This window comes from Sphingomonas sp. Tas61C01 (assembly GCF_052567495.1).
On the sequence record NZ_CP199583.1, the window covers coordinates 1566661 to 1581441 of the forward strand.

The 14781-nt window shown below is 68.7% G+C and carries 16 protein-coding genes; 8 read left to right on the forward strand and 8 right to left on the reverse strand.

The window, feature by feature from the left end:
* Positions 1-4: 4 nt before the first annotated feature.
* The 4 genes from ACT009_RS07415 to ACT009_RS07430 all read right to left on the reverse strand — a co-directional run bounded on the left by ACT009_RS07415 (position 5) and on the right by ACT009_RS07430 (position 4632).
* Entirely contained in the window at positions 5-898 is an 894-nt protein-coding gene (locus tag ACT009_RS07415) for a polyprenyl synthetase family protein (protein ID WP_445193695.1), read from the reverse strand.
* A 2-nt stretch (positions 899-900) separates the two neighbouring features.
* Positions 901-1140, reverse strand: a complete 240-nt coding sequence (locus tag ACT009_RS07420) for an exodeoxyribonuclease VII small subunit (RefSeq protein ID WP_445193696.1) — start codon at positions 1138-1140, stop codon at positions 901-903.
* A 65-nt stretch (positions 1141-1205) separates the two neighbouring features.
* A complete protein-coding gene (locus ACT009_RS07425; protein WP_445193697.1) occupies positions 1206-2873 on the reverse strand; it encodes a long-chain-fatty-acid--CoA ligase in 1668 nt (555 codons plus the stop codon).
* A 73-nt stretch (positions 2874-2946) separates the two neighbouring features.
* Complete coding sequence (locus ACT009_RS07430; RefSeq protein WP_445193698.1) at positions 2947-4632, reverse strand: diguanylate cyclase domain-containing protein; 1686 nt, start codon at positions 4630-4632, stop codon at positions 2947-2949.
* Between the two features lie 235 nt (positions 4633-4867).
* Here ACT009_RS07430 and ACT009_RS07435 point away from each other — a divergent pair, with 235 nt between their 5' ends.
* The 8 genes from ACT009_RS07435 to ACT009_RS07470 all read left to right on the forward strand — a co-directional run bounded on the left by ACT009_RS07435 (position 4868) and on the right by ACT009_RS07470 (position 13049).
* Positions 4868-5386, forward strand: a complete 519-nt coding sequence (locus ACT009_RS07435; protein WP_445193699.1) for a PEP-CTERM sorting domain-containing protein — start codon at positions 4868-4870, stop codon at positions 5384-5386.
* Positions 5387-5507: 121 nt separating this feature from the next.
* The gene (locus ACT009_RS07440) at positions 5508-6257 is read left to right on the forward strand and encodes a peptidylprolyl isomerase (protein ID WP_445193700.1); all 750 of its coding nucleotides are present in this window, start codon (positions 5508-5510) and stop codon (positions 6255-6257) included.
* Entirely contained in the window at positions 6254-7279 is a 1026-nt protein-coding gene (gene queA / locus ACT009_RS07445) for a tRNA preQ1(34) S-adenosylmethionine ribosyltransferase-isomerase QueA (protein ID WP_445193701.1), read from the forward strand. The genes ACT009_RS07440 and queA overlap by 4 nt, the downstream gene beginning before the upstream one ends.
* A 10-nt stretch (positions 7280-7289) precedes the next feature.
* Positions 7290-7763, forward strand: a complete 474-nt coding sequence (locus ACT009_RS07450) for an EF-hand domain-containing protein (protein ID WP_445193702.1) — start codon at positions 7290-7292, stop codon at positions 7761-7763.
* 1 nt (position 7764) lies between these two features.
* Complete coding sequence (tgt, locus tag ACT009_RS07455; protein ID WP_445193703.1) at positions 7765-8898, forward strand: tRNA guanosine(34) transglycosylase Tgt; 1134 nt, start codon at positions 7765-7767, stop codon at positions 8896-8898.
* Between the two features lie 2 nt (positions 8899-8900).
* A complete protein-coding gene (locus tag ACT009_RS07460) occupies positions 8901-9086 on the forward strand; it encodes a hypothetical protein (protein WP_445193704.1) in 186 nt (61 codons plus the stop codon).
* Between the two features lie 89 nt (positions 9087-9175).
* A complete protein-coding gene (locus tag ACT009_RS07465; protein ID WP_445193705.1) occupies positions 9176-12001 on the forward strand; it encodes a M16 family metallopeptidase in 2826 nt (941 codons plus the stop codon).
* A gap of 115 nt (positions 12002-12116) precedes the next feature.
* Positions 12117-13049 carry a cell wall hydrolase gene (locus ACT009_RS07470; protein WP_445193706.1) on the forward strand — a complete coding sequence of 311 codons (933 nt, stop codon included), beginning with the start codon at positions 12117-12119 and terminating at the stop codon, positions 13047-13049.
* A 3-nt stretch (positions 13050-13052) separates the two neighbouring features.
* Here the strand turns inward: ACT009_RS07470 and ACT009_RS07475 are convergent, their stop codons facing one another.
* From ACT009_RS07475 to ACT009_RS07490, 4 genes are all read right to left on the reverse strand, one after another.
* Positions 13053-13478 (reverse strand): hypothetical protein, encoded by a 426-nt coding sequence (locus tag ACT009_RS07475; protein WP_445193707.1) that lies wholly within the window; start codon positions 13476-13478, stop codon positions 13053-13055.
* Between the two features lie 60 nt (positions 13479-13538).
* On the reverse strand, positions 13539-13751 hold the full coding sequence (locus ACT009_RS07480) for a hypothetical protein (RefSeq protein WP_445193708.1): 213 nt from the start codon (positions 13749-13751) through the stop codon (positions 13539-13541).
* Between the two features lie 75 nt (positions 13752-13826).
* Positions 13827-14039 (reverse strand): cold-shock protein, encoded by a 213-nt coding sequence (locus ACT009_RS07485; protein WP_375421004.1) that lies wholly within the window; start codon positions 14037-14039, stop codon positions 13827-13829.
* A 363-nt stretch (positions 14040-14402) separates the two neighbouring features.
* Positions 14403-14741, reverse strand: coding sequence for a hypothetical protein (locus ACT009_RS07490; RefSeq protein ID WP_445193709.1), 339 nt, complete (start codon positions 14739-14741; stop codon positions 14403-14405).
* Between the last annotated feature and the right edge of the window lie 40 nt (positions 14742-14781).

Consider the following 14781-nt stretch of genomic DNA (forward strand, 5'->3'; position numbering starts at 1 on the left):
TCCCCTATCGATCGCGCTCGACGACGTAGCGTGCCACCTGGCGCAGCAGATCGGCCTCGTCGCCGAACGCGTGGAGGTGTGCGATCGCCTGGTCGACCAGCATGCGACATTGTTCGCGCGCGCGATCGACGCCGAGCAGCGACAGGAACGTCTCCTTGCCCGCGACCTCGTCCTTGCGCAGCTTCTTCCCCGCGACCGCCTCGTCGCCCTCGGCGTCGAGCAGGTCGTCGGCGATCTGGAAGGCGAGCCCGAGGTCGCGCGCATAGCCGTGCAGCCCCGTGCGGCCCTCGACCGGCAGGCGGCCGAGGATCGCGCCCGCCTCCACCGACGCCGAGATCAGCGCACCGGTCTTCATCTGCTGGAGCCGGGTCACGGTAGCGAGATCGAAGCGGGTCTGCTCCGCCGCCAGGTCCATCATCTGGCCGCCCGCCATGCCCGCCGGCCCCGCCGCGCGCGCCAGGTCCATCACCAGCTCGGCACGGACGAAGGGATCGGCATGGGTCGCCGGATCGGCGAGGATCTCGAACGCCAGCGCGTGGAGGCAATCCCCGGCGAGCACCGCCACCGCCTCGCCGAACGCCTTGTGCACCGTGGGCTTGCCGCGGCGCATGTCGTCGTCGTCCATTGCGGGCAGATCGTCGTGGATCAGCGAATAGACGTGGATCGCCTCGATCGCGGTTGCCGCGCGGGCGGCGCAGTCGCGATCGACCGCGAACAGATCCGCGGTCGCGAACACCAGCAACGGCCGCAGCCGCTTGCCGCCGCCGATCGTGGCGTGGCGCATCGCGCGGTAGAGATCGGCGCGCGAATCGTCGGGTACGCGCAGCAGCTGGTCGAAGCGGTCGTCGATCTCGGCCGATACCTCGGCGAGCGCAGCCTCGAGCGTGATCGCGGTCACGATCAGCCCGCGGCGAACGGGCGGGTGCCGACCGGCTTGCCCTCGGCATCGAGGCGGATCGCCTCGATGCGCGCCTGGGCCGCGTCGAGCCGCTCCGCGCAGCGCTGCCGCAGCTTGTCGCCGCGTTCGTACAAGTGGATCGATTCGTCGAGCGAGGCGTCGCCGCTCTCCAGCCGCGATACGATCCGCTCCAGTTCCTTCAGCGCGTCTTCGAAGGACAGGCTTTCGATCGGGTCATCCATGCCCGCGCTATGCGATATGGTCGTCGCGGAGGCAAGCAACCCTCATTCGCCGCTCACGCACCCTCTCATTCGGCGGCGCGGACTTCGGCGACCAGTTCCTTGCGGCTCAGCTTGCCGATCATCGTCTTGGGAAGCGCATCACGAACGACGACACGGTCGACCTGTTCGTGGCGCCCGATCTGCGCGTTGAGCCAGACCCGCAGTGCCTCGCCGTCGACGTCGGGATCGTCCTGCAACGTCACGTATGCGCGGGGGCGCTCGCCGCGATAGGTGTCGGGCACGCCGATCACCAGCGCCTCCTTCACCGCGGGATGATGGTAGAGCACCGCCTCGATCTGACTGGGGAAGACCTTAAAGCCGGACACCGCGATCATGTCCTTCAGCCGGTCGACGATGCGGATGAAGCCGTTGGCGTCGATCGTGCCGACGTCGCCGGTGCGCAGCCAGCCGTCGACGAACACCTCCGCATCGGCATCGGGGCGCTGCCAGTAGCCGGCCATGATCTGCGGGCCCTTCACCAGAATCTCGCCGGGCTCGCCGGCAGCGGCGGCGCGATGCGGGTCCTCCTTGTCGACCAGGCGGATCAGCGTGCCGGGTAGCGGCTGACCGATCGTGCCGGCCTCGCCCTCGCCCTCGTATGGATTGCAGGCGACGACGCCCGAGCTCTCCGACAGGCCGTAGCCCTCGATCAGCCGGGCGCCGGTGCGGGTCTCGAACGCGGTCTTGACCTCGGCGGGCAGCGGCGCGCCGCCCGAGATGCAGACCCGGAGCGAGGCGAAGTCGGTCCTGGCGATGTCCGGGTGATCGAGCAGCGCGCGGTACATCGTCGGCACGCCGGGCAGCGACGTCGCCTTGGTGCGTGTGATCGCGGCGAGCGTCTGCCCGGCGTCGAAACGCGGCAGCATCACGATCATCCCGCCCGCGGCGACGGTACGGTTGAGGACGCAGGTATTGGCGAAGACGTGGAACAGCGGCAGCACGCCGACGATGCGGTCGGGCTGATCGGCCCCGGGATCGATCGCCGCGACCTGGCGTGCGTTGGCGGCCATGTTGGCATGGGTCAGCATCGCGCCCTTGGGCGTGCCGGTAGTGCCGCCGGTATACTGGATCACCGCAAGGTCCTTCGCCGCATCGATCGCGACGGGGGTGCAGGTGCCGGGATTGGCGATCAGCGTGGAGAAGGCGATCACCCGCGGATCAGCGGGCCGGTCGACGGTCTCGCTACGCTTCAGCAGACGGTAGAGCACGGACTTCGCCGCCGGCAGCCCGCCCGCCACCGATCCGACCACCAGCCGCTCGACCGCGCTGGTTTCGAGCACCTCGAGTGCGGTCGGCAGCAGCGCCTTCACGCTGATCGTGAACAGCAGCCGGGTGCCCGAATCCGCGACCTGATGCGCCAGCTCCCCCGCCGTATAGAGCGGCGAGAAGTTCACCACCGTCGCGCCGAGCTTCAATATCCCGTAATAGGCCGCGAGATAATGCGGCACATTAGGCAGGAACAGGCCGATCCGGTCGCCCTTGCCATAGCCCAGTGCCGCCAGCCCGCACGCCACCCGATCCGCCGCGGCGCGGGTCTGCGCATAGGAAAAGCGCCGGCCGAGAAAGTCGATCAGCGGCGCATCGCCGCGGCGCGAGGCACTCTCTTCGAAGAGGTGGACGAGCGATTCGGGCGGGAAACTCGTCGTCCACATAGTCGGGTGACGATAATGGTTCAGCCAGTCGGGATCGCTCATTTACATCGCTGTAAGCAGCGCGCCGGGCGTGATCAACCGCAACGCGTAGGCGATGCAGGAAATAAAGGATGGATCAGGCGGCGAAGGACAGTGTCGCGGCATCGCGCACCCGGTCGCGCCCGGCGGCCTTCGCCTCGAACAGGGCTCGGTCGGCACTGCGGTACATCGACTTCCAATCGTGTTCGCGCGCCAGGGGCCCGGTGCAGATGCCGATGCTGGCGGTCACCGACAGGTCGAATGGCATCCGCTCGCTGCGCAGGCGATCGAGCACCGCGGTCGCGGAGATGCTCGTCCCGGCGGGGACGAGGATCGCGAATTCCTCGCCGCCCAGCCGCGCGACCAGCGCCTCCGCCGGCACCGACGCACGCAACGCGCGGGCGACGACGCGCAGCACCTCGTCGCCACCGTCATGGCCGATCGTCTCGTTGACCCGCTTGAAGTGATCGATGTCGACCAGCAGCAATCGCTGGCCGCCGGCGCGGCCGATCGATCGTTCGAGGAAGGCGCGGCGATTGAGCAGCCCGGTCAACGGGTCCGTAGCGGCGAGCAGCCGCGCCGCGATCTCCTGCTCGCGCGCGTTGTCGCGTTCCCGGCTGAGCACGCGAATGCGATAGGCGATCGCGAAGCTCGACAGCAGCGCCTCCAGCATCATCGACACGATCGTCGAATTATCGAGCCAGAAGCTCCACGCCAGCAGGCCGACGCTGCTCGCCAGGCGTAGCCCGGCGAAAACGATCGGCGCCCCCCAGGCCATCGCGAACAGCCACAGATAATTGCTCCGCGTCCGGTATGCCTGCCACAGGATCGCAGGCACCAGCCCGATCAGCGCGAGGTACCCGATTGCGACGGCGCGATCGGTGGCCAGGATGTAGCGCACCGGCAGCAGCGCACAGGACATGGTGGAGATCGCGACCATCGCCATCGCCGCCTCGGTGGCGCGTGCCAGCCGCGGCGTGAACACCTTCGCCCCGAAGAAGCTGCGCGCGAACCCGATCGCGAGGATCGACGAGGCTGCGAGCAGGTACGAGTTCAGCCGCAGCCGATCGTTGTTGTCGAGCATCGGCCACAGCCGCATCACCGCGCCCGACGAACTCGCGGCATAGGCGAGCAGTGCGAGGACCAGGCAGCAATAAACCAGCTGGAAGCGCTGGTGCAGCGCGCCCCACAAAGCGAGATTGTAGACGATGAGCGCCAGCGCCATCCCCGCAAACGCCCCATAGAGTGCCGCGAGCATGGTCTCGCTCGCGGCGTTCTGCGCATCGGTCGCGATCTCGGCGCCGAGCACGACACCGCGCAAGTTCACGGCGCCCTCGACATGCCAGAGGATGCGTACCGGCGGCGCGGCGGCACGGTAGGGGATCGGGAGCGACAGGATCGCGCCGAGCTGCAGATGCCGCCCCGCGGTCGCGCTGGTGAACCCCGACCGCAGGATCGTGCCGTCGGCATATAGGAAATAGACGTCGATCCGCTTCTGCCACAGGCTGGCGAAGCGGATGTTGAGTTCGCGGCGCTCGGCCTGGGCGTTTAGCGGCGCCGACAGCACCCAGAAGCTGCCCGAACGCCAGCGATGCTGCGCGCGAACGCAGTCGAATCGACCGGGATGCTTGAAGTTGCCACGCGCCGTCATGCCCGGCGCCGCGGGCGCTAGGCACACCGCGAGCGGCCTGCCCGCCGCCGCGTGCGCGGGCGCCATCCGGTCGGCGCCGACCATCATCGCCAACAGGGCGACGAGGATGCGCAGATGAACCGTCCAACCCATTCGCCACCGCTACGACGGGATGCCGAAGTTTTGGTAAATCCCCGCGCATTGGTTCGATTTGGCAAGCTCTCGCGGTGCCCTGGCCCCCGCGCCTAAGCATTAACCCCGATTATCCAATATCGAGACGAATACCCCGGAAGCAGTATTGCAGGTTCCATCTAAAGGAGATTATAGGATTCAAACAAGCAGGTGAAGTTGGTCCTGCGGCATCCATCAATGAAGAGGGTTAACTGCCATGTCGAAGATCAAGATGCTTATCGGTGCCGTCCTGCTAGCCACCCCCCTGCCGGCGAGTGCGGCGACGATCGACTTGAGCGCCACCGACTTCGACAAGTCCGCGGTCACCTATTCGTTCGACCCGGGCAGCTACACCGTGTCGCTCGCCAAGGGTCTTTTTACCGCATGGGCGCCGGTCAGCGCCAGTTCGACGCTGCGCTGGGTCGATTACTACAAGTACAGCTTCGACGGCGTCACCAAATCCACCTATATGCCCGGGCCGCGCCACGCGACCGAGGATGCGGCGTTCGCCGCCTATTCCGCAGTCGGGCCGGTGAAGCTCGACTTCAGCAAGAAGACCGACGTGACCTTCGCGATCGAGGATCACGCCTGGCAATTCTACGACAATGCCGGCGGGATCACCCTCAACGTCGCCGCGGTGCCCGAGCCCGCAACCTGGGGCATGATGGTGCTCGGCTTCCTCGGCATGGGTGTGGCGCTGCGGACCAGGCGCAATCGCAAGGCCGTGGTCGCCTGATCCGGTAAGCTCTTCCCGAGCCGGTCGCCGCCGAGACGCACCCGGCGGCGACATTATGTTCAGATTGGCGCAAGCCCGGATTTGCTCTAAGCGGCGCTCTTTCCGATCTCGGTGGGGACCCATGCGCTTCTTTGCCCGTCTGTTCGCGTTCGTCGCCTGTCTCGCTGCCTTGCCCGCCGTCGGCCAAAAGGCCGCGCCGGCTACCCCGGTCACGACCGAGCGGGCGCCGGTGCCGCAGACCACCGACAAGGAGAATCTCTGGCTGCTCGATCTGTCGGACGGCGGCCGGGTGACGATCTGGCTGCGCCCCGATCTCGCGCCCAAGATGGTTGAGCGGATCAAGATCCTCACCCGCCAGCATTTCTACGACGGCCTGCTGTTCCACCGCGTGATCGATGGCTTCATGGCGCAGGGCGGCGATCCCAAGGGCGACGGCACCGGCGGCTCGTCGCTTCCCAATCTGGCGGCGGAGTTCAACTACTATCCACACGTCCGCGGCGCGGTGTCGGCGGCGCGTGCCGACGACGAGAACAGCGCCAACAGCCAGTTCTTCATCGTGCTGCAGCCGCGGCTCGCGCTCGACAAGAAATACACCGTGTTCGGCCGGGTGCTGGACGGCATGCCCTATGTCGACGCGATCGAGCGTGGCGAGCCGCCCGCGAACCCGACCCGGATCCTGCGCGCCTATATCGCGGCGGACAATCCGCCCGCCTATGTCGCCGCACCGCCGCCCCCGCCGCCGTCGCTCGGCGCACCGGTGACGCTGCCGGGCGCCGCCCCGCTGCCGCCCCCCGCGACCGGCAAGACCGCCGCACGCCCGAAGCCGGCGGCGGTCGCGGCGCCCAAGAAGGCCGCTTCGACCAAGCAGTGAAAGTCGATCTGTTCGACTTCGCGCTGCCGACCGACAGCATCGCGCTACGCCCCGCCGCCCCGCGCGATGCGGCGCGGCTGCTGGTACTCGACGGCAACCGGACGAGCGACCATGTGGTCGGCGAGCTGCCGGCGCTGCTCCGCGTCGGCGACCTGCTGGTGTTCAACGACACCCGCGTCATCCCTGCGCAACTCGACGGCCGGCTCGGCCAGGCGCGGATCGGCGCGACGCTCCACAAGCGCGAAGGCCCGCGCCGCTGGCGCGCCTTCGTCCGCAACGCCCGCCGCGTGCGCGAGGGCGACTCGATCGACTTCGGCGACGGCGTGAGCGCGATCGCCGGCGACCGCGGCGAGGACGGCAGCTTCGCGCTCGATTTTGCGGGCGACGAGCCGGTCGAGACGCTGCTCGCGCGCGCCGGGCGGATGCCGCTGCCACCCTATATCGCCGCGCGCCGGCCGACCGACGCGCTCGACGCCGACGATTACCAGACGATGTTCGCGAGCCGACCCGGCGCGGTCGCGGCGCCGACCGCGGCGCTGCATTTCACCCCTGCGTTGATCGAGGCGCTCGGCGGCGCCGGAATCGAGCATGCCACGCTGACGCTCCACGTCGGCGCGGGCACCTTCCTGCCGGTGAAGGTCGACGACACCGACGCCCACCGCATGCACGCCGAATGGGGCCGGATCGACGCCGCGACCGCCGACCGGCTGAACGCGGTCCGCGCGCGCGGCAACCGGGTGATCGCAGTCGGCACCACCTCGCTGCGGCTGATCGAGAGCGCGACCGGCGACGACGGCGTTATCCGCGCCTTCGAGGGCGACACCGCGATCTTCATCACGCCCGGCTACCGCTTTCGCGGGGTCGAAGGGCTGATGACCAACTTCCACCTGCCGCGCTCGACCCTCTTCATGCTGGTATCCGCGATGATGGGTCGAGAGCGGATGCAGGACGCCTATCGCCACGCGATCGAAAGCGGCTATCGCTTCTATAGCTATGGCGATGCGTCGCTGCTCCTGCCCTGAGGTGCCGTCGATGATCCCCTTCGCGATCCTGCTCCAGGCGGTGCCGGTGCCCGCGGTGCCTGCCATCCCCAGCCTTCCCGCGCAGCCGCCCGCGACGATGGTCGTCGAGCCGGTCGGGATGGCGATCGCCGGCTTCGACGCGAACATGGACGGTAGCACCAGCGCCGCCGAGCTCGCCTCGGGCGTGCGTCGTTCGTTCGACGCGATCGATACCGCGCATGCCGGGAGCATCGGCTATATCGGCTTCGCGGACTGGGCGGAGCGCTGGCTGGGCGATCGCAACGCGCTGCCGAGCCCGTTCGAGATCGACACCGACGGCGACAACCGGATCACGCTCGCCGAGTTGCAGGCGCAGTTTGCGCGGGTCGTCGCGCGGCTCGATCGCAACAAGGACGGCGCGGTGTCGCGGGCCGAGCTGCTGACGATCCGCGCCTCCGTCCCCCGCGATCGCCCGCCCGAAAAGCCGAAGCGCAAGGGCAAGTAACGTGTCGCGCTTCGCCTTCACGATCGAGGCCACCGACGGCGCCGCGCGTACCGGCGCGATCGCGATGCGGCGCGGCACGATCCGTACCCCAGCGTTCATGCCGGTCGGGACCGCCGCGACGGTGAAGGCGATGAAGCCCGCCGAGGTCGCAGCGGCGGGCGCGGACATCATCCTCGGCAACACCTATCACCTGATGCTCCGCCCCGGCGCCGAGCGGGTCGCACGACTGGGCGGGCTGCACGCGTTCATGGGCTGGTCGAAGCCTATCCTCACCGACTCGGGCGGCTATCAGGTGATGAGCCTCGCCGATCTGACCAAGCGATCGGAGGAAGGCGTGTCGTTCCGTTCGCACCTCGACGGATCGCGCCACCTGATCAGTCCCGAACGATCGATCGAGATCCAGCGGCTGCTGGGCTCGGACATCGTCATGGCGTTCGACGAGCTGGTCCCGACCACGTCCACCGCGGAGGTCCAGGCGGCGGCGATGGAGCGATCGATGCGCTGGGCGAGGCGCAGCCGCGCGGCGTTCGACGGCGGCGTCGATCATGCCGAACGCGCGGCGATCTTCGGCATCCAGCAGGGCGCGCTCGACGAACGCCTCCGCCACCGCTCGGCCGACGCGCTGATCGACATCGGGTTCGACGGATACGCGGTCGGCGGCCTCGCGGTCGGCGAAGGCCAGGAGGCGATGTTCGGCTGCCTCGATTTCGCGCCCGGCCAGCTGCCCGCAGACAAGCCGCGCTATCTGATGGGGGTCGGCAAGCCCGACGACATCGTCGGCGCGGTCGAACGCGGGATCGACATGTTCGACTGCGTGATGCCGACGCGGTCGGGGCGCACCGGCCAGGCCTTCACCCGGAGCGGCCCGATCAACCTGCGCAATGCGCGGTTCGGCGAGGATCAGGGTCCGCTCGATCCCGGCTGCGCCTGCCCGGTCTGCACGACATGGACCCGCGCCTATGTCCATCATCTGGTGCGTAGCGGCGAGATCCTGGGCGCGATGCTGATGACCGAACACAATGTCTGGTTCTACGAAAGCTTGATGGCCGACCTGCGGCACGCCATTGCGGCGGGCAGGCTCGGCGCGTTCGCGAACGACTTCCGCGAACGCTATCGCCCGGTACGAGGAGAGTAGAGATGGCCGACGAACCCAACGAGATCCTGGAGGCGGTCGCCGCAGCCAAGGCGCGCGAGACCGCCGCCGCGACGACGGCCGACCCCGCGACCAGGAGCCGCTGGCCGATGCGCATCATCGGCGTCGGCATCGGCTCTGCCGCGGTCGCCGCGGCGGTGCTGTTCGCGAATTCGGGGAAGAAGGATTGAGGGTTATCCTCAATGGAGCCGTCACCCCGGATCAAGTCAGGGGTGACGAGATGAGTATCAACCCTTCCCTCCCCATCCGGAGATAAACGATGCGCCTGTTCCGTGTTGCCCTGCTGCTCGGCGCAGCCCTGTCCCCCTCCCTTGCGAGCGCGCAGACCGCTAGCCCGGCCGCGACCGTCAAGCCGATCGCCTATACCGAGCGGACGCTCGCCAACGGGCTGCGGGTGTTCGCGCTGCGCGATACGAAGACGTCGAACGTCGCGATCCAGGTCTGGTACGATGTCGGATCGAAGGACGATCCCAAGGGCCGGTCGGGCTTCGCGCACATGTTCGAGCATCTGATGTTCAAGGCGAGCCGCAATCTCGTCCCCGAACAGATGGACCGGCTGACCGAGGATGTCGGCGGCAACAACAACGCGTCGACCAACGACGACTACACCAACTATTACGAGGTCGTCCCCGCCAACCACCTCCAGCGACTGTTGTTCGCGGAAGCGGACCGGATGGCGAGCCTGGTGGTCGAGCCCAAGACCTTCGGTTCGGAGCGCGACGTGGTGAAGGAGGAACTGCGCCAGTCGACCCTCGCCCGCCCCTACGGCAAGCTGTTCTCGACCTATCTGTCCGCCGCGTCCTACACCCGGCATCCCTATGCGCGGTCGACGATCGGCAGCATCGCCGAGCTCGAGGCGGCGTCGATCGACGATGTCCGCGCGTTCCACGCGACCTATTACCGGCCCGACAATGCGGTCCTCGTGGTCTCGGGCAATTTCGATCCCGCCCAGCTGAACGCGTGGGTGGACAAATACTTCGCGGGCATCGCCAAGCCGGCGGGAAAGATCCCGCGGGTGACGGTAACCGAGCCGCCGCGCACCGCGCCGGTGCGCTACACCGTCTACGAGGCCAACACCCCGCTGCCGGCGATCATGATGACCTGGCACGTCCCCGCCGATCGCGATCCGGACATTCCTGCGCTGACCGTGTTGCAGACGATCCTCGCCACGGGTGAAAGCTCGCGGCTGTACCAGAGCCTCGTCTATCGCGATCAGGTCGCGCAGGATGCGGCGGCGTTCCTCGACAGCAAGCAGGGCGTCGGCAACCTGATCGCCTACGCGATCCTCGCCGGCGGAAAGACCATCGACGAGGGCGAAACGGCATTGTCGGGCGAAATCGCGCGGCTGCGTGACGCGCCGGTGACCGCGGCCGAGCTCGCCGAGGCCAAGAACGAGATCCTCACCGCCGCGATCAAGAGCCGCGAGACCCCCGAGGGCAAGGCACGCGTGCTGGCGTCGTCGGTGATCATCGACGGCGATCCCCGCGCCACCGACCGCCAGCTCGCCGCGATCGCGTCGGTCTCGATCGGCGACGTCCAGCGGGTCGCGCGCAAATATCTCGGCGCGCAGCAATCCGCGACGGTGCGGTATCTGCCGGACACCGCCAAGCCCGCCGGGACCACGGGCGACACGATCGCGGTGGCGACCACCGTCGCCACCGAGAGCCTGACGCCGCCCGCCAAGGTCGAGATCGTCACGCCCGCCCCCGACGGCGTCCGCCTGCTGCCCCCGCCCCCCGGTGCGCCGGTGCAGGCCGCGGTGCCGCAGCCGATCGAAACGCGGCTGGCGAACGGGCTGCGGGTGATCACCGTCGAGCGCCACGATCTGCCGCTGGTCACCGCGGCGCTGGTCGCGACCGGCGGCGGCGCGACCGATCCCCGCGCGCGGTCCGGCGTGGCGAACCTCGCCGCCGAGGTGATGACCAAGGGAACGGCGACGCGATCCGCCACCGACATCGCCCGCCAGATCGAATCGCTCGGCGGCGCGATCAGCAGCAGCGCCGACCGCGACGGCGCCGCGGTGACGGTGACGGTGAAGTCCGACCAGCTCGGCAAGGCGATGCCGATCCTGGCCGACGTCGCGATCCGCCCGGCCTTCGCGCAGGCGGAGATCGATCGTGCCCGCGCGCAGACGATCGACGGCGTCCAGGTCGCGATGAAGAACCCCGCGCAGCTGGCCGGGCTGGTGGCGACGCGGCTGGTATTCGGCGACGGGCCCTATGCCGCGCCGCTGGAGGGCACGCCGAGTTCGCTGAAGGCGATCACCCGCGACGACATCGCTGCCAGCTATCGCGGCACCTGGGTGCCGTCGCAGGCGGCGCTGATCATGGTCGGCGACGTCACGCCTGCCGCCGCGGCGGCGCTCGCCCAGGCACAGTTCGGCGAGTGGCGCGGGTCGCCCTCCGCGATTGCGGCGGTGCGGCCGGCAGCGGTGCCGGGCCGACGGGTAGTTGTTGTGGACATGCCCGGCGCCGGCCAGGCCGGGGTCGTCGTCGCGCGGCCCGCAATCACTCGGGCCGACCCGCGATACTATCCGCTCAGCCTCGCCAATACGGTGCTCGGCGGCGGCTTCTCGTCGAGGCTGAACCAGGAGATCCGGATCAAGCGCGGGCTCGCTTATGGCGCGGGCAGCGGCGTCCAGGCGCGGCGGCTGACCGGCATCGTCGCCGCGCGGACCCAGACCAAGAACAGCACCGCGCCGGATGTGGTGACGCTGATCGTCGGCGAGATGGCACGGATGGGCGCGGCGCCGGTGCCCTCAGACGAGCTCGACACGCGCAAGGCGGTGCTGATCGGCAATTTCGGCGACGCGCTCGGCACCACCGAAGGCGTCGCGGACGTGGTCGGCGACTATGTCGTCCAGTCGGTGCCGCTGGCGGAACTGAGCCGCTACGTCGGCGCGGTGCAGGCGGTCGACCCGGCGGCGGTGCAGGCGGCGTCGAAGTCGCTGCTCGATCCCAAGGGCGCGAGCATCGCGGTGGTCGGCGACGCCAAGCAGTTCATCGAGCCGTTGCGCAAGGCGTATCCGTCGGTGGAGGTGATCCCCGATGCGGCGGTGAAGCTGGATGCCGTGTCGTTGAAATAAGCTTGAGGCTTCACCCGGACCTTTGTGTCCCCGCGAACGCGAGAACCCGGTATTGGGCTCCAGCCTTCGCCCGAGCACAAGCTACGTGGTGACGCGACGCTAACCCAGGCTCGTTATGGCGAACCCCGCGTCACTACCGACGCGGAGAACGCTCCTGTCGATCCGCCTGCCGAGCATCCATGCGACCCGTGCCTCCGCGATTGCGGTGCTATGCGCGGCGGCGGTGCTCGCACTCGCCTGGTCAGTGCAGGCGCGGTGGCTGCAAGCGCCTCCGCCCTACCGCGTGGTTCAGGAGATCGCTCCCACGCATAGCGATATCGGGACGATCGATTTGCCCGCCGGCCCCGTTCCCGTGACCACCATAGAAGACGCCAAGGTGGGCGCATCGCCGTTCAGCCTGCGCGGCATCGCGAGCATCGACCGCGCCCGGGCGATGCAGTGCCTGACCGCCGCGGTCTATTACGAGGCCGCGACCGAAGGCGACGCGGGCCAGGCCGCGGTGGCGCAGGTGGTGCTCAACCGGGTCCGCCACCCCGCCTTTCCGGCGAGCGTCTGCGGCGTCGTCTACCAGGGGGCGGCGCGTCCGGGGTGCCAGTTCAGCTTCGCCTGCGACGGCGCATCGGCGCACGTCCCGACCGCGTCGGGCTGGGCCCGCGCAGCGCGTGTCGCGGCGCTCGCTCTCGGCGGGCGGGTGTTCGTCGGGGTCGGGCTGGCGACGCATTACCACACCTACGCGGTTACGCCTGCGTGGAACCGTAGTCTGGTCATGACCGACACGGTGGGTGCGCACTTCTTCCATCGATGGAAAGGCTATTGGGGGACCGCCGCGGCCTTCACTCAACGTTATCGCGGTGACGAACCGATCATCGCGCCGATCGCGCTACAATCGACGATCGTTGCTGCAGCACCTCCGGCGCCCGTGGAGCGCGCGGTCAGGACCGAGGCGCCGGTGGCTGCCGATCGGTTGCCCCCGGCGGCCGCCGTTCTCGATAGGTGGAAGGACTCCGGCACCCCGCTGGACCGACCGGCCCAGCGGGGTGCCCGATAGTCGTCAGCGGCAGCGGACGTTCTTGCTGTCGACCGACTTGCCGATCGCTGCACCGCCGGCCGCACCGAGCAGCGTGCCGAGCAGCCCCGAACCGCCGGGCGCGATGATGTTGCCGAGCACGCCTCCGGCGACGCCGCCGACGATCAGCCCCGTGGTGCCGTCGTTGCGGCGGCAATAGTAATTGCCGTTCTGGCCGCGATACACCCGATCGTTGCGGGCGAGGCGACGCTCGCGATAGCGCTGATCGTCGACATAATAACGCCCGGCATCATAGCCGCCGTAATTCGGATCGGCACGATTATAGTCGTACTGGGAATAGCTTCGGTAGCGGGGATCGTTGCCATAGCCACCGCCAGATCCGACGCAACCGGAAACCAGGGTAGCGGCGGCAAGCGCGGCCAAGGGCATCGCGCGCGTGACGACAGACATTATCTCTCTCCTCCTGTTGTCGACGCTCAATGCGCCGACAGGAGGAAAGGTTGCTTCAGATTAATTGTTGGCCATTGCCGCGGCAGCGACGGAAGCCTGGGTCGCGCCTTCACGGGTCGCGCGGGCGGTTTCGACGCGCAGGCTGCGCTCGGCCATCTTGGACCAGGCCTGCTCGGCGCGCAGGCAGCGCTCGCGGACATTGTCCAGCGTCGCGGCGTCGGCATCCGCGGCGGCTGCGGTGGCGCGGGCGGTGTAGGTGTCGCTCTCTCGCATCGACGATCTCCTGCAAAAGAAGGTTAGGAACGAAACGGCCCGGCGACACGATGGTCGCCGGGCCGATCGAGTAGATCAGTCGTCCTGCGGCTGCAGGTTGACCGCCGACTGCTTGCCGCGCTTGTCGGGCTCGAGATCGTACGACACGCGCTGCTTTTCACGCAGCGTGACCATGCCGGCGCGCTCGACGGCCGTCACATGGACGAACGCGTCATTGCCGCCGCCATCCGGCGCAATGAAGCCATAGCCCTTGTCGGCATTGAAGAATTTGACGGTGCCGGTGACCATAATAGCTTCCTTCTTTCAGGGGGCCGTCCGCGAGTCGGGCAGCCCGGTGCCTCGGCAGCAGGGAAGGAAGGAAGAGGGAGCCGCAAAGCGCCGAAGACCGTCGATATGCGACTGTAGCATCCCTCATATGGGCGCGGGGGGGCCAAATAGCAAACCGCAGGCCCGGGCGGAGGGTGCGGCGGTGACGCAATGACGTCAACTTCCGCACCTATCTGACCGTTCGCCCAACCTCATCTCGTCACCCCGGGCTCGACCCGGGGTCCCGCTAGTGCCGGGCGCTGGCCCGGCTTATCGAACGAAGCGGGACCCCGGGTCGGGCCCGGGGTGACGGAGGTGGCGAGAGATCCGACGACCTACCGCCTGTCACACTCCGATCGTCGACCCGCGATCCGCTGCGAAGCCTGGCGCCGGGCCGGTCGCGGGGCGCAGCGATTCGCGCATCGCTTCGGGCACCGGCGCGGTCGGATCCGGCCGGAACGCGTCCGGGGCGCGGTCGTGAGGACCGGGATGCGGCCTGCCGAGCGCGAGATCCGGGGCGGCGTGCTCCGCCGGGTTCGTTCGCGCACGACGCACGAACAGGCCCAGAAACGCCGCGCCGATGCCGAGCGCCGCGATCCCGGCGGTGATCGTCGCGACGCCGAGGTTGCGCGGCGCCGGGCGCGGGTGCTTGGCGGGACGGGATTTGGGGCCCTTGGCAGCCATGGTGACTCACTTTCGCTGGTTACTGGAACGAGCGCGGTCA